The sequence below is a fragment of the Clostridium sp. CTA-1 genome (assembly GCF_054768215.1).
Genome location: NZ_BAAAAP010000020.1, coordinates 45,006 through 65,835, shown reverse-complemented (window position 1 = coordinate 65,835; position 20,830 = coordinate 45,006). Strand labels below are relative to the sequence as shown.

Here is a 20,830-nt window from a genome sequence, read left to right as displayed (position 1 = left end):
TTACTGGTGCTACTGGCCCTCAAGGTATTACCGGAGCTACTGGAATTCAAGGCGTTACTGGACCTACTGGAATTCAAGGTATTACCGGAGCTACTGGTCCTCAAGGCATTACTGGCCCTACTGGAATTCAAGGTGTAACCGGTCCTACTGGAATTCAAGGTATTACCGGAGCTACTGGTCCTCAAGGCATTACTGGTGCTACTGGCCCTCAAGGTATTACCGGAGCTACTGGAATTCAAGGCATTACTGGCCCTACTGGAATTCAAGGTGTAACTGGTCCTACTGGAATTCAAGGTATTACTGGCCCTACTGGAATTCAAGGTGTAACTGGTCCTACTGGAATTCAAGGTGTAACTGGTCCTACTGGACTTCAAGGCATCACTGGCCCTACTGGAATTCAAGGCGTTACTGGCCCTACTGGTCCTATAGGTGTTACCGGTCCTACTGGACTTCAAGGCATCACTGGCCCTACTGGTCCTATAGGTGTTACCGGTCCTACTGGTCCTACTGGCCCTACTGGCCCTTAAGATATAATTAATCCTACTGTGTTTCTAGGAATTAGTAATCTTACTGGTGCTACGGATAGTAACGAAAATGCTTTTATTGCAAATTTTTCAACTCCGAGCATCATAGTTCAAAGAACTCCAGTATAATTAGATATTAATTTGTTTCTGTCTTCAGATATAACTCATACAGCTTCCAGACTAAATGTTAACGTTCGAATTGTTATATTAAAATAATAGTCATTTAGAAGCTATTTAATAATTCAATAATAACTAGGTAAGAATATAATTGACTATAATCTTACCTAGTTTTTTGAATATTGTATAATTTATTAGTCTCTTGCTTAATTAACTAATACTCTAAAAATATAATATTATTTTCATACCTTATAAAATTATTACCTTTGTGCTTAACTCTTCTTTGAGTGAATCTTACCAAGTAATCATATATGTTCTCCTATTAAGCTGAGATTTAAAACAGAGCTTATGCATTTTTTATTTAGATTAACTAACTATGCTAATTATCTATGTCTTACAATATGTTAACCCAATTTTTATGTCAAAAACAAAAAATCATCATATTATATAGTAATGCTAATATTTTAAACTTTATTAGCAAAAATATAATAATATTATTTATTAAGTAGAGGGTGATTTGTTTGAGTAATAGATGTAAAATATGCGTACCATGTTGTGGTAGATGTAACTGCTGCTGCCCTAGAGGCGTAACCGGACCTACTGGTCCTAGAGGTGCTACTGGTCCTAGAGGCGCTACTGGCCCTAGAGGTATTACCGGTGCTAGAGGCGCTACTGGCCCTAGAGGTATTACTGGTCCTACTGGTATTAGAGGTATCACTGGTCCTACTGGTATTAGAGGTATCACTGGTCCTACTGGTATTAGAGGTATCACTGGTCCTACTGGTATTAGAGGTATTACTGGTCCTACTGGTCCTATAGGTATTACTGGTCCTACTGGTGCATCTGCTATAATACCATTTGCATCCGGAGGCGTTGCTGTATTAGAAACTGTTTTAGGAGGCTTAGCAAATACAGGCACTTTACTTGGATTTGGAAGTTCATTCCCTGGAGTTACTGTTTCTGCCGGAACTATCACTTTAAGTCCAGCAATTGCTGACTTCGCATTTGTTGCTCCTCGTGCTGGAACTATAACATCATTAGCTGGATTCTTTAGTGCTGCAATTGGAGTAACTTTATTAAGCCCCGTACAAATACGTTTAACAATATATACTGCACCTGCGGGTAGTAATACCTTTACTCCAGTTGGTATTCCTTTATTACTAACTCCAGCTCTAGGCGTAATTGCTGTTGGTACTACTGCAAGTGGTATTACTGCTGAAAATATTGCAGTTGCTGCAGGAGATAAAATACTATTAGTTGCTGACAGTGATACACTTGGTGTAAGTTTAGCTTCTATTGTTACAGGATTTGTAAGTGCAGGTATAGCAATTAGCTAGCTTTTAATAAGCTATGAATCTTGATAAAATTTTAAATTATTAGAGTACCAAAATTATTTTAATAATTTCTGTTTTATCAAACCGTACGTGCCTATTAAAGCATACGTCTTACCAACATGATTTTAAATCAATTAATTATTGGTTCATTTATCTTTGAAATTAGGTCAGGGGCGTAGTATCCCTGACCTTTCTCTTTAACTTTTCAATTATTTTTTGTAACCTTTTCCTACTTCCCCTGCCAGTATGAATATGATATTCATTTAAAATTTCATACTTTTCTTCTGTTGTATGTTTAGTTCTTTTAGAAACAAGAATACTCCCCTTAAGGTAGACAGATTTTTTATTTTTTAATCTGTATACCTTAAGGGGAGTATATCATAATCTAATTGTACAGTTATTTTTTATTTACTTTTTCATACCCTTTACCTGTAGTGGGTTTAATTTCTTTTTTTCTTTAGCCAAATTTAATTGACTATCCATTAGCTTTTTTTCTAAATCTAAAATTTTATATTTAGAAGATTGTAATTGAAATTTTAGTTCCTTATTTTGAATTTTAACTTTATTGTTTTCTTCCATATATTTTTTCGCTGTTTTCTCCATAAGTTCCATTTGTACTTGTAATTTTTCTAATTTCTCTTTATCTTCTTTTATGGAATCATCTACAACTTTATCTTGTAAATTTTCTTCTAGTTTTTTATTTTTTTCTTTTTCTTCTTCTAATAGTTTTCTTATTTCTTCTATTTTTAAATTTTGATGATGCTGAATTTTTTTTAATTTATCTATTTCTAATTGTAAATTTTCTATTTGCTCTTCTTTTTTTAATCCATCATCTACAGCATTTATTGCTGTCAATATTGAAGCTGAAGAAGTACTCAATTTAGGATTATTATCTAGTATATCTGCTATTTTTTTATCCACATATCTAGCTACCTTGTGAAGATAATCCTCTTGTTCTTCCCCTTTTAAATTATACTCAACACCATTTATCTTAACCGTTATAATATTCATGAATACACCCTCTTAGATATTCCTATTATAAATGTTATTTACAATACTATTTACCAAAATAGGACTTATTATTTTATCTTTAAATCTTATTATAATTAGCTGTTTCCGTAATAATTAAAACTCGTTTAGCTATATTATTTGTCATAATCGCCTATAATAATTCTACCATAAAACACACATTTATAAAACAGGATTTTACCTTTAATCTCTAAGTTGTGCTCCTAACTTATGTTCTAGAGTTCTTACTATTTTGTCATGAACTTTATTTACCTCTGAATCTTTAAGAGTTCTTTGTGCATTTCTGTAAACTATGGAATATGCTATACTCTTCTTTCCTTCTGGTATTTGTTTTCCTTTATAAACATCAAATAGTTGTATACTTTCAAGTATATTTCCACCACCATTTTTAATAATATTTTCTATTTCTTGTACTAAAACTGTATCATCTACAATTACTGCTATATCTCTAGTTACTGCTGGAAATTTTGGTAATTGACTATATTCCTTTTTAACATTAGAATGCCTATATAAAACATCTAAATTTAATTCTGCTATATAACATCTTTCTTCTATATCATAGTTATCCTGTACATCTGGATGTATTTCTCCTAGCGTACCTACATAATCTTTCTTTATATAAAGTTCTGCAGTTCTTCCTGGATGAAAAGTAGGATTTTCTTCCTGTCTTTTTAATTTCCAATTATCTATACCTAATCCTCCTAGTATATTTTCTACTATACCTTTTAAGTTAAAATAATCTACAGCACCATATAATCCTATAGTAACAATATTCTTTTCTTCTGGAAGTTCTGTAGGATCTTCCTTTGGAATATATATCTTTCCAATTTCAAATAAAGAAGCATAATCATTGTTTCTTGAGTAGTTTCTACTCAAAGATTCCATCATAGAAGGTATTGTAGTGGTTCTCATTATACTAAAATCTTCTCCTAAAGGATTTTTTATCTTAACTACTTTTCTTAAGCTACTATCTTCTTTTAAACTAATCTTATCAAATACCTTTGGACTTACAAAAGAATAACTTATAGATTGGTTTAATCCACTTGCCATAAGTGTTTCTATAACCTTATCATCTAAACGTTGTTTTTCATTTTTTCCTGCTTGCATAGTAACACTCTTTATTGTAGTTATTGGAATATTATTGTATCCATATATTCTTGCTATCTCTTCTGCTATATCTTCTTTTATATTTAAATCACATCTAAAAGTTGGTACATGTACTTCTAAAATTTCTCCCTTTATTTCTGTATTAAGATCCAATCTATCTAAACATTCCTGCATTTCTTCTTTTGATATATCTGTACCTAAAAAATTATTTATCCAGTTACTATTTACTTCTAATATATGAGGTTCTAATTTGTTTTCATATACATCTACAGAACCTTCCATTACCTCTCCTGCACCTAGTTCTTGAATTAATTTACAAGCTCTATCCATAGCTAATTCCACTAAATTGGGATCTAAATCTTTTTCAAATCTAGAAGAAGCTTCTGTTCTTAATCCTAATTTTTTAGAAGATATTCTTATATTAGTTCCATCAAAATTGGCACATTCTAATATTATTTCTTTTGTATCTTCTTTTACTTCTGAATTTAAACCACCCATTATGCCAGCAACAGCTACAGTTCTATCTCCATCTTTTATATTAAGTATATCTACATCTAATTCTCTTTCTGTCTCATCTAGTGTAGTAAACTTTTCTCCTTCTTTCGCTCTTTCTACCACTATAGTATTTGTTCTTATTTCTTTTCTATCAAAAGCATGCATTGGTTGACCTAATTCTAACATTACAAAATTTGTTATATCTACTATATTGTTTATAGGTCTAACCCCTGCTTCTAGTAATCTTTCTTGCATCCAGCCTGGTGATTGATCTACTTTAACATTTTTAATGCCTCTTGCCATATATCTTCTGCAAAGAGTATCCTTTACTTCTACTCTTAAAGAGTTTTCTATATTCTCACTACATTTTGGGGCAAACTCTACTACTGGAATAGTATATTTTTTATTTAAAGTAGCAGCAGCTTCCCTTGCTATGCCTATTACACTTAAACAATCTGGTCTATTAGATGTAATTTCAAACTCTATAACAGAGCTTTCCATTTTTAATACCTTTTTTATGTCTTCTCCTACAGGTGTATCCTGATCTAGAATCATAAGCCCATACACAGGTTCATCCCCTGCTAGACCTAGTTCTTCTTCAGAGCAGAACATACCATTTGATACTTCTCCTCTTAATTTACCTTTTTTAATTTTTAACCCACCATGTAATGTAGACCCATGAAGAGCTACAGGAATTATATCCATCTCTTTCATATTTGTAGCAGCTGTAACTATTTGAATATTTTCGTCTTTGCCTATATCCACCTGGCAAATAGAAAGTTTATCCGCATCTGGATGTTTTGTTATTTCTATTATCTTTCCTGTAACTACATTTTGTATTTCATCACCTGTAGTTACAACTTCTTCCACCTTTGAACCTGATAATGTAAGTCTATCTCCTAATTCCTTTGGAGAAATATCTATATCTATATAATCATTTAACCATTTAACTGGAACTTTCATTTGTTATACCTCCTCGTATAATAAAATTAATAAATACTTCATTTCCAACATATTTTATTTAAACTTCTATTTTATAAAACTAAACTATAAGTGGATATCTCTAATCCATCTATACTAGTAATATGTTGTAATTATTTAATTTTTTAAATTAAAATATAGCTTTAAAATTGATTTAAAAATCTCATATCACTTTCATATAAAAGTCTTATATCATCTATACCATATTTCATCATAACCATTCTGTCTACTCCGAATCCAAATGCAAATCCACTATAAACTTCTGGATCTATATTACAGTTTCTAAGAACTTGAGGATGAACCATTCCACAACCTAGAAGTTCAATCCAACCACTACCTTTACATACTTTACATCCTTCTCCATTGCATACAAAACATGTAGCATCCATTTCTGCTGAAGGTTCTGTAAATGGGAAATGATGGGGTCTAAACTTAGTTTTAACCTTATCTCCAAACATTCTTTTTGCAAATAATTCTAACGTACCTTTTAAGTCTGAGAAAGTTATTCCTTTATCTACTACTAATCCTTCCATTTGATAAAATATAGGTGAATGAGTAGCATCTACTGAATCAGAACGATAAACCTTTCCTGGAGCTATCATCTTAATTGGAGGTTTTTGATTTTCCATAGTTCTTATTTGTATTGGAGATGTTTGAGTTCTTAAAACCAAATTATCATTTATATAAAAAGTATCTTGTTCTCCTCTTGCTGGATGATTTTTAGGTATATTTAAGGCTTCAAAATTATACTTATCAAGTTCAACTTCTGGACCTTCTTCAATAGTGAATCCCATGGATATAAATATATCTTTCATACTTTCTAATGTTAAATCTAAAGGATGTCTTTTTCCTACCACTTGTTTTTTTCCTGGCATAGTTATATCTATAGTTTCATTTTCTAATCTCATAGATTTTTCTTTATTTTTTATATCAGAGAAAGCTTCTTTTATAGTTTCTTCTATATATGATCTTACTTCATTAGCAACTTTACCTACAACAGGTCTTTCCTCTTGAGATAAAGCTCCCATACCTCTTAATATTTGTGTAAGTTCACCCTTTTTTCCTAAATATCTTACTCTTATGTTTTCTAACTCGTCTTTACTTAAAGCTGTCTTTAATTCATTTATTGCACTATTTTTAATCTCTTCTAATTTTTGACGCATAACAATACTCCTTTCCATTTTCATATTTAATGTAAAAATTTTTATAACAAAAAAGCCCATCCCATAAAGGGACGAACTAAATCCGCGGTACCACCCTAATTAATATAAATAAAAATTTATATTCTCTTAGTCAGTGTTATCGATACTGTATCGCTAAAAGCTACTACTATTTCACTTTTAGAACTCAGAAGTGAACTTCAGCATAAAATATTTTAGGGGTTTTCAGCCTAAGACCCACATTCTCTTAAAAATATTTTAAACTTACTCTCTTCATCATAGTTTAATATTTTCTGTTTTTATCCTTTTCATAATTTTACATACTGTTTAGTTTTTTGTCAACACTCTTATTTATTAATTTGTCTTATTCTTTCAAAAGTCATTATAGAGCATGCCACTGCTACATTTAAAGATTCTGCTGCTCCAGGCATAGGAATTTTAACCTTTATATCACTAAGACTATTCAAATCCTCGCTTATTCCATTTCCTTCATTTCCTACTGCAATTATCATATTATCTTTCATATTTACATCATAAAAATTACTATTTGTATCTAATGAACTTACTAATAGCTTGAAGCCATTTCTTTGTAATGATTTTACTGTCTCTAAATTTTCATCTTCGATTATAGGAATATAAAAGATAGATCCCATAGTAGACCTTAATGTTTTTTCATTATATACATCTACGGTTCCTTTAGTTGTTATAATGCCTAAAGCTCCAGCAGCATGGGCAGTTCTTATTATAGTTCCCATATTACCTGGATCTTGAACTTTATCTACTAAAATATAAAAACCATTTTCCAAATCCAATTTCTCTGTTTTAAAATAGTTTATTACTGATACTATACCCTGAGGATTTTCTGTATTACTTATACTTTTTAAAACAGAATAATTAACCACATAAGTTTCTATATCATTATTTATATTATATTTTTTGTATAGTTCTTCTAATTTATTCAAGCTTTTTTCTTCTATAAAAACTTTATTTACGCTACTATTAGATTTCAATGCCTCTTCAAAAAATCTAAATCCTTCTACAATAAAACTTTTATTTTGCGTTCTATACTTTTTTTCTCTTAACTTTCTTACTTCTTTTATTAACTGATTATCTTTACTAGAAATCATTTCTTATATAATGCACCTCATTTTAATTTAGACTAATAAATTAAACTTTAGTAATAAATTAATTCATATTCGTAAAATCAGCATTAATTATTAGTCTACATTCAAAATTTCTACCTTAGTAAGATCTTCTTCACTGCCTATAGCAACTATTATATCTCCTGACTCTATTGTGTCTTCTGCCACTGGTGATACATTAATTTCTTCTCCTCTTTTTAAAGCAACTACATTAATGCCATAATTAGCTCTTATATTCAATTCGTTAAGAGTTTTTCCATGCCATATCTTTGGAATTACTATTTCTGCTATGCTATAATTCGGAGACAATTCTATATAATCTAATATATTAGTAGAAACTAAATTATGAGCAACTCTAACTCCCATATCTCGTTCTGGGAATACTACTCTATCTGCTCCTATTTTATATAATACTTTAGCATGTATCTCAGTATTTGCCTTAGCTATTATATATTTTACTCCCATTTCTTTTACTAGTAAGGTAGCCATAGTACTAGCCTGTATATCTGATCCTATAGTTATAACAGCCACATCAAAATTTCTTATTCCTAAAGCTCTTAAACTATTTTCATCTGTAGCATTCATTTGTACTGAGTGAGTAACACTATCTGATATACTCTGAACTATATCATCACTTGAATCGATAGCCAATACATCATTTCCTAAAGTATATAAAGTTTTCGCAACGGAAGTACCAAATCTTCCAAGACCTATGACAACAAATTGCTTTTTTCCCATAATAACACCTCTAACCTACTAATATTTTTTCTTCTGGATATTTAATAGAACTATTTTTTAGCTTTCTTGCAAAAGCTATAGCTAATGTTAATGGTCCAACTCTACCTGCATACATAGTCAATAGTATAACTACTTTTCCAATAGCGCTTAATTTAGTAGTTAAGCCTAAAGTTATCCCTACTGTACCAAAGGCTGATGTGGCTTCATACAAATAGTATTCAAAAGGAAACTTTACCTCTGTTATTGATAATATCATAGTAACTGTAATAACTAAAGTTAAACTTATAATAGTTATAGCTAAAGCCCTATATACAATTTCTTTGCTTATTCTTCTTTTATTTATTTCTGTATCTTGCTTTCCTTTAACTACACAAACTACTGTCATTATAAGTACCCCCGCAGTTGTAACTTTTATACCTCCTGCTGTGGATCCTGATGCTCCCCCTATAAACATTAAAATTATTGTTAAAAACTTTCCTGCCATAGTCATATCCGATGTAGATATTGAATTAAATCCTGCAGTTCTTGGAGTAACAGCAGCAAAAAAAGATGACAATACCTTGTTTCCAAAAGTCATATTAGCCATAGTTCCTGGATTTCTACTTTCAAATATGAACATTAATACAGTTCCTACACTTAATAATAAAGCTGTAGCAGAAAGTACTAATTTAGAATGAGTGGACAATTTTCTATGACCTTTATAATGATATATTTCATACCATACATAAAATCCTAGTCCACCTATTATTATTAAAAATGCTATAACTAAAATTATAACAGTATTATCATAAACCCCTGTTAAGCTATTAAAATTGCCAAAAAGATCAAAACCTGCATTACAAAAGGCTGATATAGAATGAAAAATACTATAATATAAACCCTTAGCTAATCCATATTTAGGAATAAATTGAGTAGATAATAAAAGTGCTCCTCCTCCTTGTATAGAAAGCGTAAATAATAATATATACCTTGCCATTTTAACTAAACCCTGTATATTAAAAGTATTTAATGCTTCTTGCATAACAAGTCTTTCTTTTAACGTTATCTTTTTTCCTACCAATAAAGCAAGTAAAGTTGCAAAGGACATAAATCCTAGTCCTCCCACCTCTATAAGAAGCATAATAACGGTTTTACCAAAATATGTCCAATGTGTTCCCGTGTCTACTACTATCAGTCCTGTAACACAAACTGCAGATGTAGATGTAAATAGGCAATCTAAAAAAGGAGTTCTTTGCCCGGTTTGTGATGAAATAGGTAAACTAAGTAGTATAGCACCTACAAATATTACTATGGCAAATCCAATAGCTAATATTTGAACTGGGGTAAATCTCCTTCTCATATGCGGTATTTTCATTTACTTTTTCTCCCTCCTACTTAAAAGATAAACTCATTATAGCACTTATGACTATTTTGTCAATTTTACAAAATATTAAAAAATACGGCTATTTAAGCCGTATTAATTCTTATAATTTAAATATTAAGCATTTAATTGTTTTTTAGCTACATCTACTAATTCAGCAAATGCTTTTGGATCATTTATAGCTATTTCTGAAAGCATTTTTCTGTTTATATCAATTCCTGCATTCTTTATTCCATTCATGAATTTTGAATATGAAAGTCCGTTCATTCTTGTAGCAGCGTTTATTCTTGCTATCCATAACTTTCTATAATCTCTTTTCTTTAATTTTCTTCCTACATAAGCATTTCTTAATGCTCTTATAACTGATTCATTTGCTGTTTTAAATAACTTGCTCTTTCCACCATAGTATCCTTTTGCAAGTTTTAATACTTTTTTATGACGTTTACGAGCATTCATTGCTCTTTTTACTCTTGCCATCCCAAACTACCTCCTTTGTGCTCCTATTATTATAGGTATGGTAATACCTTCTTCATTACTTTTTCTTGACTTTCTGAAACGTATCCAGCTTTTCTTAAATTTCTTTTAGTCTTTCTGCTTTTCTTTGTTAATATATGACTTTTAAAAGCTTTAGCTCTCTTTAACTTACCTGTTCCAGTTACTTTAAATCTTTTTGCTGCAGCCCTTTTTGTTTTCATTTTTGGCATTGTGATTTCCTCCCCTCGTTATTACGCTTTTCTTGGCGCTAATATCATTATCATATTTCTTCCTTCTAGTTTAGGTGCTTTTTCCATAACACCAAGTTCTTCTACTTTTTCATAAAAGGATTTTAATATTTTATTTCCTTTAAAGGAATAATCAGCTTCTCTACCTCTGAATCTAACAGTTACTTTAACTTTATTTCCTGCATTTAAAAATTTCCTAGCATTATTAGCTTTAATTTCTATGTCATGTGCTTCTATAGTTGGACTTAGTCTAACTTCTTTTATGTTTATAACCTTTTGATTCTTTTTAGCTTCCTTGTCTTTTTTAGTTTGTTCATATAAGAATTTACCATAATTCATTATTTTACAAACTGGTGGTTTTGCAGTTGGAGCTATAAGTACTAAGTCTAGTTCCTTTTCATCTGCAAGCTTTTGCGCCTCACTTGAAGACACTACTCCTAATTGTTCTCCCTCGCTACCTACAAGTCTTACTTCTTTTTCACGGATTTGTTCATTCATAAGATAGTTTTTGTTAATAATCTTCACCTCCAAAAATATTAGACCGAAAACACTTAACAATTTTCATGTATAATAAATAAAAGACGGCATAAGCCGTCTTTATAAACAATAATACAAATTAAATTTATATACTCCAACCTTACTAGCCATGCTGTAAGGTGAGAAACGGCCTGTTTCTACTTACATAAAATATTATTAAGTTATAGTTAACCTAAAGTTAACTAACAAATAAGATTATACTATGGATATATTAACAAGTCAATATTTTTTTATAAAAATTTAAATTCCTTTATTATTGTAGATTAATTTATTTTTAGTTAGCTTTGTCCTTAATTTCATTCTTTATTTTTTCTATAAATTCTTCTAAGGATATAGCCCCTAGATCTCCATCTTTTCTACTTCTTACAGCAACTTTTCCTGCTTCCACTTCTTTATCTCCAAGTATTAGCATATATGGAACTTTTTGAAGTTGAGCTTCTCTTATCTTGTACCCTATTTTTTCATTTCTTGTATCAATTTCTACCCTTATATTATTTTCTTTAAGAGTTTCTTCAACTTTCTTTAAATAATCATATTGAGTATCAGTTATATTCATTAATTTAACTTGTACTGGAGCTAGCCATGTTGGGAATGCACCTGCATATTGTTCTATTAATATACCTATAAATCTTTCAACACTTCCATATATAGTTCTATGAACCATAACAGGTCTGTGTTTTTCACCATCTGCACCTATATAAGATAAATCAAATCTTTCTGGCATTTGGAAATCAAGTTGAATAGTTCCACATTGCCATGTTCTGCCTATACAATCCTTTAAATGGAAATCTATCTTTGGACCATAGAAAGCACCGTCACCTTCATTTACTCTATATTCTTTTCCTATAGAATCTAAAGCTTCTCTTAAACCATTAGTTGCTATTTCCCAATCTTCGTCGCTTCCCATAGAATCTTCTGGTCTTGTTGAAAGTTCTACAAAATATTCAAATCCAAATAGTTTATAGAATTTATCTATCAATTTAATTATTCCTACTACTTCTTCTTTTATTTGTTCTTTTGTCATATATAAATGAGCATCATCTTGAGTAAAACATCTTACTCTCATAAGTCCATGTAGTGCTCCTGATAGTTCATGTCTATGGACTATTCCTAATTCTGAAAGTCTTAATGGAAGATCTCTATAGGAATGCATAGAATTTTTATAAACTAGTATTCCACCTGGACAATTCATAGGTTTTATTGCATAATCACCATCATCTATATTAGTAAAATACATATTTTCTTTATAGTGATCCCAGTGACCTGATTGATGCCATAAAGCTTCATTTAATATTAATGGTGTTCTTATTTCTTGATATCCTGCTTTTGTATGCTCTTCTCTCCAAAAACTTTCAAGAATATTTCTTACAATCATTCCCTTTGGATGAAAGAATGGGAACCCTGGTCCTTCTTCATGTATGCTAAATAAATCTAATTCTTTACCTAATTTTCTGTGATCTCTTTTTTTAGCTTCTTCAAGCATATTTAAATATTCGTCTAACTCACTTTTTTTAGTAAAGGCTGTACCATATATCCTTTGAAGCATTTTATTATTTTCATCGCCTCTCCAATAAGCTCCAGCTAGAGATAACAATTTTACTGATTTAACCTTTCCTGTAGATGGTACATGAGGTCCTGCACATAAATCTGTAAAATCTCCTTGTTTATAGAAAGATATAACTTCTCCTTCTGGTAGATCTTCTATAAGCTCTACCTTATAATCCTCATTCTTTTCTTTCATAAGCTTTATTGCTTCTTCTCTTGGTAATTCAAATCTTTCTAACTTATGATTTTCCTTTATTATTTTTTTAATTTCTGCTTCTATTTTTTCTAGCATTTCTGGTGTAAAAGTAAAATCTGCTTCAAAATCATAATAAAAACCAGTGTCTATAGCAGGCCCTATAGCTAATTTTACTTCTGGGTATAATCTTTTAACTGCTTGAGCTAACATATGTGAACCAGTATGTCTTAAAGCCCATTTACCCATTTCATCTTCAAATGTTAAAATCTCTAAACTACTATCTTTGTGTAGCTCAGTCATTAAATCCACAGTTTCTCCATCTATTTTAGCTGCTAAAGCTTTTTTATAAAGAGCTGGACTAATTTTCATAGCAATATCAGATATTTTTATTCCTTCTTCAAATTCCATTACTTTGCCATCTTTTAATGTGATTTTTATCATAAAATTGTCCTCCTTCAAATAAAAAATTACAAATAAAAAAAACCCGTCCCAACACATGGGACGAGTGTATTTTCGTGGTTCCACCCAATTTAATAGCAGTGCACTACTATTATCTCTTTATCCTTTAACGCAGGAAACGGTTATACTTACTCAATTCAGTATACAACTCTAAGGTGGTTTTCAATAGAACTTATTCAGAAAATCTTTCAGCCTATGGATTTTCTTCTCTTTGAATAGTAATCTATTTACTCTTCCTTTTCATAGTTTATAAATCTATTTTTAATTTAGATACATTATATTAGCTATAGAGATAAATGTCAATACCCTAATACTCTTTTATAGAATTTATTAAAGTTTATTATAAGTATGCTTTAATTTGATAGGCTTATCATGATTATAGATATTAACTCTCTCTTCAAAAACATTCTTTATAGTATTAATTAATTCCTTATTTGTACAATTTTCAATATTATATATATTAATTTCTTTAGGTACATTAGTTATAAGCCAACTTATAAGCATATCATCTACAGATATATTTTCTACATATTTAACATCGGAAATTTCTATATAAACTTCCTCTGTTAAATCATTTCCCTCAGAATCTTTTAATGTATATTTTCCAGTAGGATCTATTAATATATTTAGTTTGTCTAATTTACTTTCCTCTATCTCTACAAAATATTTTAATAATTTTATAAATTCATTGTATTCCTTATCTACCATATACTTCTCTACTATTTTTTCTACTATACCTTTTATATCTATAAATAATTCTCTGCATCTAAAAGTTAAAAAACCATCTATGTTTATTTCATTATTTTCGTCAATGCACTTCTTTATTTTTTTTATTATTTCATTTTTTTTATTTAAACAATAAATAGAATCTTCTATATATCTTTTATCCTTATCTTTCAAAACATCAGAAGTTTTTTCTAATAATTCTTCTGTTTCTTCCCTCTTTAAAAAGAAATATGCATCTGTTATAAATTTATTAAGTTCTACTTTGATAAATCTATCTATAGTTGTATCATACAATATATCAACTAGGTGATCATTAATCGAATTTATAACTTTTTTATCCAAAAATTTTTCTTCACAGTATATTTTTATGAAGTGAGTTTTATCTTCTATATTTTCTGACAATCCTATTACCACATCTCTTGACTGAAAATATTCCTTTAATTTTACTAATTTATCAATCAAATCTTCTCTTTCATTATTATAGATCATTGTAAATAACAACATAATCTCACTCCTTTCCTTAAAAATAGTATGTGTTTAAAATAAATTCATATACTAAACAATTATAAAAAAATATCGACATATTACTTAATATGTTGAAAATTTTTTCAAATAAAATTAATATAATATTTAGCATATATTTTAAGGAGAATTATTTATGAAAATAGCTTTAGTGGATAACAGAATTTCTAATGAAGAAAAAAACAATTTAGAAAAAAGGAATATAAAAGTGATATTGTGCCCTTCTACCCCACTTTTATATCCAGCTGTATGTGGTCATCCTGACATGTTATTGCACATAATAGATAATAAAAATATTATTTTACATAAAAATATAGATAAAGAATTTGTAGAATCATTAAAAAGTTTAGGAATTAATGTTATATTATCTAATAACTTTTTAGAAGATAAATACCCTAAAGATATAATGCTAAATGCATTAAATATTGGGAATATATTTATGCATAAATTAAATTATACAGATCCTAATCTAATTTCTTTAGTAAAACATAAAAAATTATTAAATGTTAACCAAGGATACTCTAAATGTTCTACTGCTATAGTTTCAGAAAATGCCGTAATAACCAGCGATATGAAAATAGAAAAAATACTTAAAGAGAATAATATAAATGTACTATTATTACCACCAGGAGATATAATTTTACCTGGTTTAGATTATGGATTTATCGGAGGTACCTGTGGACTTTTAGATAATAATACGCTTGCTTTTTATGGAAACTTAAATATGTATAAATATGGTGATAAAGTTCTAAACTTTTTAAAAAAACATAATGTAAAGCCTATATTTTTAAGTAGAGATAAATTAATAGATAGGGGTAGCATTTTTTGTATAGATATTAAGTAAGATTTATTCTTCTGCTTTCTCCAGCTTAATATAAGAAGCCTGCTTAACTTCATGGAAGTATTTAAACTGAATTAAGATTTAATTTTAATATAGTAAATATAAAAATACACATCATAAACATATAAATTTGTTTATAACGTGTATCTTTTGTTATCCTTATTAAAATTAAATATATTTTATTTTGAAATACTCTATTTTGTTTACTTCATTTCTATTTTTTCAAATATACCTTTAGATAATAATATTCCTACAAAACTAATAAGACAATTATATAAAATCATAGCAAAATACATAGAAACTGTTCCAAATAATCCTTTATACTTAAAAGAAAGTACTACAGATATTATTATTCCTGGTAATACTACTATTATTAATAAAATAAATTTTAATGTGGCTTCTACAACTTTACTAATATTACCACCAAAAAATCTTCTTAAAACTAAATCCACATATACAAATATTGCTCCAAAACTTACATAGGTTAATGTAGCTAACAATATAACCATAGGATTAGTTCTAAATATAACACCACAAATTAAAAATAATACAAAACCATCCACAAAATTTTTAATATGGTTAGTAAGGGTAGCATAAAAAACTTTAATTCCTGAATTTTCTGGGATTAAGTATATATAAGGTTTAGACAGTTCTTCAGCCCATTTACCTTGAAACGTAAATATTAAGAGCATATATATTGCAAAATACATTATTGTATTTATATTTCCATTTTTATTATTCATAAAAAATCCGAAAACTAAGGAGCTTAGTCCCATTATTAAGGTCACCTTATCTACAAAGAAAAATCCACTTCTTTTATACTCTAAGACTTGCCTTTCAAATATGCTTTTTGCTCCCTTTGATTTTAATATTCCCATAACATTTTTTCTCTTTATAGGTTTATTTAAATCCACATTTCCTTTACCTTTTTTTGCTCTTTCTATTTTTCTTTCATTAACCTCTGTAACTGACATAGCATCTTCATAATAATCTGTCTTTAAAATATAAACTATATATATTATGAGAGCTATGGATAAAAGTACTCCTAATAGATTTATAAAAAATGTTTTATTTATACCTTCTATAGCAGCATTAAATATATTTATATTCCATCCTATAAAAGGTATTTTAGAAAATATATCTAGCCCTAAAAAAGCTGTAAAAGCTAATTTTATAGATTTAACTTTAAATAACATCCATAAAAAACCTGCTCCAAATAATCCTAATAATAAATTAAGAATATTTTTTATAATATTTCTATATTTTTCTTCCTTAGCAGCTATAGAATATATTAATACAGCTATAGTTGAATAAGAAAACATTAACGTAAATATACCTACTACTACAGGTATAGCACCATTCTGTTTTATAGGAAATAAATTATAAAGATTAGGTATTTGAAATAAAAGCAATACTATCATCATTATACTTTTATATAATTCTTTTAAGAATCCATAAAGCAATACTCTTTGAGATGGTATAGGAGCTGTAAACAAAAAATTTACATCACTTAATCTAAAAAAACTTTTTCCCTTTTTAGTACCTGTATTAATAGCACTAAATACTGCATATAAGGTTGATATAGTAACTATGGCATTAAAAAATTCTTTACCATCTTTTATCCTCTTATTCCCGCTTGATTCTGGGGATACAATTAAAACAAAAACTAAAAGAGCTATAAAAAGAATATATAATATAGCTTTAGCCGGCTTATTCTTTAATTGTTTAAAATAATTTTTTATACTTTTTCTAACTATGTAACTAAGTGATCCCATATTAGCCCTCCGTTACTTCAAAAAATATTTCTTCTAAAGACTCATTTTTATCAATTAATTCTTGCTTAGTTCTAGCAAAAACTATATTTCCTTCTTTCATTATTAATGCCTTATCCCATATTTCTGATATACTGTCTATTATATGAGTGCTAATAATCACTGCTGTTCTCTTTTCTTTTAATTCTAAAAAAACTTTTTTTAATTCTTTTATAGCTTTAGGATCTAATCCTATCATAGGTTCATCAAATAATATAACCTTTGGATTAGTAATTAGAGCTGCACATATACTAACCTTTTGCTGCATACCCTTTGACAGCTCTGAACCTAATTTATCTTTTTTGTCCCACAAATCAAACCTTTTTAACATATGTTCTGCTTTGTCTTTATAATCCTGTATCTTGTAAGCATTAGCCATATACTCCACATGCTCATAAACAGTTAATAAATCATATAAAGCTGGCACCTCTGGTACATAGGCAAATTTAGATTTAGCTTCTAAACTTTTATTGTTTTTACCACAAATACTTATTTCCCCTTGAAATTTTAAAAGGCCTGCAATAGCTTTTATACTTGTACTTTTCCCTGCTCCATTTGGTCCTAAAAGTACTGCTATTTCCCCTTCATTAACATCAAAAGAAACATTGTTTACTGCTTTAAATTTATTATAATTTTTACATAATCCTTTTACAACAAGCATTATTTATCCCCCTCAAAATAAATTTTAACAAAAAAAATATTAATATATGTTAATTATAAAACTTTTATTTAATATGCATATTGCCAGAATACGGTTTAAAATCTATATTTCAAAATATATTATAAAATAATCTAGACTGTCAAGTGATATAACCAAAACAGTGACTAAAGTAATTTTTATTATTAACCATACTACATTCACATTCACTCATACTATATATTAATTTATACATTTAATACTGTTACCTTCAACTAAGAATTTGACTTCTTTTTTATACTTATTATAAGCATAAAAAAAAGAGATAATATTCAAATATTATCTCTCTTTGGAGGCGCCACCCAGATTTGAACTGGGGATAAAGGCTTTGCAGGCCTCTGCCTTACCACTTGGCTATAGCGCCAAAAAATTATGGAGCGGAAGACGAGATTCGAACTCGCGACGTTCACCTTGGCAAGGTGACGCTCTACCACTGAGCCACTCCCGCAATCTGGTGGCTCGACCAGGAATCGAACCAGGGACACGAGGATTTTCAGTCCTCTGCTCTACCGACTGAGCTATCGAGCCATATGGCGACCCAGAAGGGGCTCGAACCCTCGACCTCCGGCGTGACAGGCCGGCACTCTAACCAACTGAGCCACTGGGCCGTATTTGGTGGGCACAACAGGTCTCGAACCTGTGACCCCCTGCTTGTAAGGCAGATGCTCTCCCAGCTGAGCTATGCGCCCTCACCAATTACAATAATCATTATATTATAATTGGGCACTAATGTCAACTAATAATTAATCAATATTATTTTTCATTATAATAATTTTCTAAAACACTTTCAATCTCATCATGACTAAAAACATATGCTTTATTACAAAAATGACATTTTAATTCTTCCTCTTTGCCTTCATTATATATTTCTTTTAAATCCTTTTGTCCTATACTAGCCAACGCTCTTTCTACCTTTTCTCGTGAACAATCACATCTATATTCTGGTACTATGCTTTCTAATATATTTAAATCCATATCTTCAAATATGTATTCTAATATTTCCTCTATCGTCATTCCCTTTGAAATCATTTCTGTAATAGAAGGTATTTCTTCTAATCTATAACTTATTAAATCTGCTAACATTTCATCAGCTCCAGGCATCATTTGTATTATAAATCCACCAGCTGATTTTATAGATAAATCTTTATCTACTAATACTCCTAAACCTACCGCTGAAGGTGTTTGTTCTGATACTGTATAATAATAAGCTAAATCTTCTCCTATTTCTCCAGTATATATAGGAACCTGCCCTATATAAGGCTCTTTCAATCCCATATCTCTTATAACTAACAAGTTCCCATTCTTACCTATAATTCCACTTACATCTAATTTTCCCTTGCTATTTGGCTCTATATCTGCCGTAGGATTACCTATATATCCTTTAACATGCCCATCTGCATAGGATGTAACTACAACTCCTTTAGCAATACCACCACCATGAATTTGTAATGTTAAAGTGTCCTTTTCTGATTTTAATGTAGTTCCCATTAATGCTCCTGCTGTAAGCATTCTTCCTAAAGCAGCTGCTGCTGTTGGAGCACAATTATGTAATTTTACTCCTTCATTGACTAATTCTGTTGTTATTGCGCCTATTATTCTTACCTGTCCATCCTTAGCAATAGCTTTTACTAATCTATCTTTCATTTAAATTCACCTAACCTTCATAATTTTAATTTGAAAACTATTTAGTCAATATATAAACTATTCTTTCTGTTTTTTCTTCAATTTTTTTATCCTCATAATTGTCTAAAGTTCTTAATATTTTAAATCCATTATTTATTATAATTTCTTCTATTTCTTCTTCTTTATAAGCTCTTTCTTTGTGTTCTTCATCAAATCTTATATAATCATTTTCATCTTCTCTTATAAAGAATGTGATATCCATATTGGTAATATTATTTTCTGTAGAGTTTCTCCATATATATGTAATCTCTTCATCATCATAACTAAAGAGATTATTTCCTAAAATATTATTTAATTTATAGTAAGAGTTTATATCAAATATAAATAATCCATCTTCTTTCAAATGATTGTATACATTTTTAAATAGATTATTTAATGATTTTTTTTCTAATATATAATTTATACCGTCCAAACAACAGGTTATTAAATTAAATGTTTTATTTAATTTTAAATCACATATGTTTTGACATACTAATTTACCTTTTATATTATTTTCTCTAAACTTATTCTCAGCTTCAGTTAACATATCATAAGAAAGATCTACTGCCCACACATCTTTAAAATACGGTGATACTTGTAATGTTAAATTTCCAGTACCACAAGCTAAATCCAAATAATCTATTTTACATAAATTAAACTCATCACATATATTTGTTATAGTTTTAGCCCATTTTTCATAGTCTATATCCTCATTTATAAGTTCATCATATATATGAGCAAATTCTCTATAACATTCCATTTCTAAACTCTCCTTAATTTATAAAAATATACTTACCTAATAAATATTATATACTTTTATTAGGTAAGTCAATAGATTAGTGCTTCTATTGCATACTATTTTTAATTTCACTCATCATTAATATTTCTTCATTTTTAGGAAGTTTAAGCTCTTTTTTTCTTTTGGTCATTATGCCCCCTATTCTTCCAGTTTCTTCTGAGGTTAGTCCTCCCCATCCTAATTGATCTACTTTATCTTGTAGACCAAGCTCTATTGCTATTTCGTACTTCATTTTTTCTCTTAATTTTTCTTCTTTAGTAAGCTCCTTGTTAGCTTTAATTTTGGATTTTATTACTTTTTTTAAAGGAGTCTTTGTCATTTAAATC

General features: G+C 29.2%; 19 protein-coding genes, 5 tRNA genes and 3 other annotated features. Of the genes, 3 read left to right on the top strand and 21 right to left on the bottom strand.

Annotated elements, in window-relative coordinates:
* The coding region (locus tag ACYUEW_RS14655; RefSeq protein WP_460277054.1) for a collagen-like domain-containing protein at positions 1-527 on the top strand (527 nt) is incomplete at its 5' end.
* 626 nt (positions 528-1,153) lie between these two features.
* Positions 1,154-1,978: an exosporium glycoprotein BclB-related protein gene (locus ACYUEW_RS14650; RefSeq protein WP_460277052.1), complete on the top strand. Its 825-nt coding sequence runs from the start codon at positions 1,154-1,156 to the stop codon at positions 1,976-1,978.
* A gap of 405 nt (positions 1,979-2,383) precedes the next feature.
* Here the strand turns inward: ACYUEW_RS14650 and ACYUEW_RS14645 are convergent, their stop codons facing one another.
* From ACYUEW_RS14645 to ytxC, 11 genes are all read right to left on the bottom strand, one after another.
* Positions 2,384-2,986, bottom strand: a complete 603-nt coding sequence (locus ACYUEW_RS14645; RefSeq protein WP_163244109.1) for a cell division protein ZapA — start codon at positions 2,984-2,986, stop codon at positions 2,384-2,386.
* Between the two features lie 201 nt (positions 2,987-3,187).
* A complete protein-coding gene (gene pheT / locus ACYUEW_RS14640) occupies positions 3,188-5,569 on the bottom strand; it encodes a phenylalanine--tRNA ligase subunit beta (RefSeq protein WP_163200809.1) in 2,382 nt (793 codons plus the stop codon).
* A 161-nt stretch (positions 5,570-5,730) separates the two neighbouring features.
* Positions 5,731-6,750: a phenylalanine--tRNA ligase subunit alpha gene (gene pheS, locus ACYUEW_RS14635; RefSeq protein ID WP_045884899.1), complete on the bottom strand. Its 1,020-nt coding sequence runs from the start codon at positions 6,748-6,750 to the stop codon at positions 5,731-5,733.
* Positions 6,751-6,814: 64 nt separating this feature from the next.
* Positions 6,815-7,036 (bottom strand) — a binding site (T-box leader).
* Positions 7,037-7,094: 58 nt separating this feature from the next.
* Entirely contained in the window at positions 7,095-7,874 is a 780-nt protein-coding gene (locus ACYUEW_RS14630) for a TrmH family RNA methyltransferase (RefSeq protein WP_163200808.1), read from the bottom strand.
* A gap of 90 nt (positions 7,875-7,964) precedes the next feature.
* Positions 7,965-8,627, bottom strand: a complete 663-nt coding sequence (locus ACYUEW_RS14625; protein WP_003357824.1) for a potassium channel family protein — start codon at positions 8,625-8,627, stop codon at positions 7,965-7,967.
* A gap of 10 nt (positions 8,628-8,637) precedes the next feature.
* Positions 8,638-9,981 carry a TrkH family potassium uptake protein gene (locus tag ACYUEW_RS14620; RefSeq protein WP_003483540.1) on the bottom strand — a complete coding sequence of 448 codons (1,344 nt, stop codon included), beginning with the start codon at positions 9,979-9,981 and terminating at the stop codon, positions 8,638-8,640.
* Between the two features lie 123 nt (positions 9,982-10,104).
* On the bottom strand, positions 10,105-10,464 hold the full coding sequence (gene rplT / locus ACYUEW_RS14615) for a 50S ribosomal protein L20 (RefSeq protein WP_003386545.1): 360 nt from the start codon (positions 10,462-10,464) through the stop codon (positions 10,105-10,107).
* A gap of 29 nt (positions 10,465-10,493) precedes the next feature.
* Positions 10,494-10,691, bottom strand: coding sequence for a 50S ribosomal protein L35 (gene rpmI, locus ACYUEW_RS14610; protein WP_003357520.1), 198 nt, complete (start codon positions 10,689-10,691; stop codon positions 10,494-10,496).
* A 21-nt stretch (positions 10,692-10,712) separates the two neighbouring features.
* A complete protein-coding gene (gene infC, locus ACYUEW_RS14605; protein WP_163200806.1) occupies positions 10,713-11,234 on the bottom strand; it encodes a translation initiation factor IF-3 in 522 nt (173 codons plus the stop codon).
* Between the two features lie 42 nt (positions 11,235-11,276).
* Positions 11,277-11,395, bottom strand: a sequence feature (ribosomal protein L20 leader region).
* Between the two features lie 125 nt (positions 11,396-11,520).
* Positions 11,521-13,428, bottom strand: a complete 1,908-nt coding sequence (thrS, locus tag ACYUEW_RS14600) for a threonine--tRNA ligase (RefSeq protein WP_163244108.1) — start codon at positions 13,426-13,428, stop codon at positions 11,521-11,523.
* Between the two features lie 53 nt (positions 13,429-13,481).
* Positions 13,482-13,699: a binding site (T-box leader), on the bottom strand.
* A 77-nt stretch (positions 13,700-13,776) separates the two neighbouring features.
* Entirely contained in the window at positions 13,777-14,676 is a 900-nt protein-coding gene (gene ytxC / locus ACYUEW_RS14595) for a putative sporulation protein YtxC (protein ID WP_163244107.1), read from the bottom strand.
* Positions 14,677-14,830: 154 nt separating this feature from the next.
* On the opposite strand from ytxC, the gene ACYUEW_RS14590 reads away from it, so the two are divergent.
* A complete protein-coding gene (locus ACYUEW_RS14590) occupies positions 14,831-15,538 on the top strand; it encodes a DUF6873 family GME fold protein (protein ID WP_265203945.1) in 708 nt (235 codons plus the stop codon).
* Between the two features lie 200 nt (positions 15,539-15,738).
* Here ACYUEW_RS14590 and ACYUEW_RS14585 read toward each other — a convergent pair whose 3' ends face one another.
* The 10 genes from ACYUEW_RS14585 to ACYUEW_RS14540 all read right to left on the bottom strand — a co-directional run bounded on the left by ACYUEW_RS14585 (position 15,739) and on the right by ACYUEW_RS14540 (position 20,823).
* Positions 15,739-17,310, bottom strand: coding sequence for a putative ABC exporter domain-containing protein (locus tag ACYUEW_RS14585; protein WP_460277046.1), 1,572 nt, complete (start codon positions 17,308-17,310; stop codon positions 15,739-15,741).
* Position 17,311: 1 nt separating this feature from the next.
* Complete coding sequence (locus ACYUEW_RS14580; RefSeq protein WP_003483528.1) at positions 17,312-18,007, bottom strand: ABC transporter ATP-binding protein; 696 nt, start codon at positions 18,005-18,007, stop codon at positions 17,312-17,314.
* A gap of 326 nt (positions 18,008-18,333) precedes the next feature.
* Positions 18,334-18,407, bottom strand: a tRNA-Cys gene (locus tag ACYUEW_RS14575).
* Positions 18,408-18,416: 9 nt separating this feature from the next.
* Positions 18,417-18,491: transfer RNA gene (locus ACYUEW_RS14570), tRNA-Gly, on the bottom strand.
* A gap of 4 nt (positions 18,492-18,495) precedes the next feature.
* Positions 18,496-18,571 (bottom strand) — tRNA-Phe (locus ACYUEW_RS14565).
* Between the two features lie 3 nt (positions 18,572-18,574).
* Positions 18,575-18,651 (bottom strand) — tRNA-Asp (locus tag ACYUEW_RS14560).
* A 5-nt stretch (positions 18,652-18,656) separates the two neighbouring features.
* A tRNA-Val gene (locus tag ACYUEW_RS14555) sits at positions 18,657-18,732 on the bottom strand.
* Positions 18,733-18,796: 64 nt separating this feature from the next.
* Positions 18,797-19,687, bottom strand: a complete 891-nt coding sequence (gene hslO / locus ACYUEW_RS14550) for an Hsp33 family molecular chaperone HslO (protein WP_460277044.1) — start codon at positions 19,685-19,687, stop codon at positions 18,797-18,799.
* Positions 19,688-19,724: 37 nt separating this feature from the next.
* Positions 19,725-20,465: a class I SAM-dependent DNA methyltransferase gene (locus ACYUEW_RS14545; protein ID WP_003483524.1), complete on the bottom strand. Its 741-nt coding sequence runs from the start codon at positions 20,463-20,465 to the stop codon at positions 19,725-19,727.
* A gap of 85 nt (positions 20,466-20,550) precedes the next feature.
* Entirely contained in the window at positions 20,551-20,823 is a 273-nt protein-coding gene (locus tag ACYUEW_RS14540; protein ID WP_003361573.1) for a small, acid-soluble spore protein, alpha/beta type, read from the bottom strand.
* Positions 20,824-20,830: the final 7 nt, after the last annotated feature.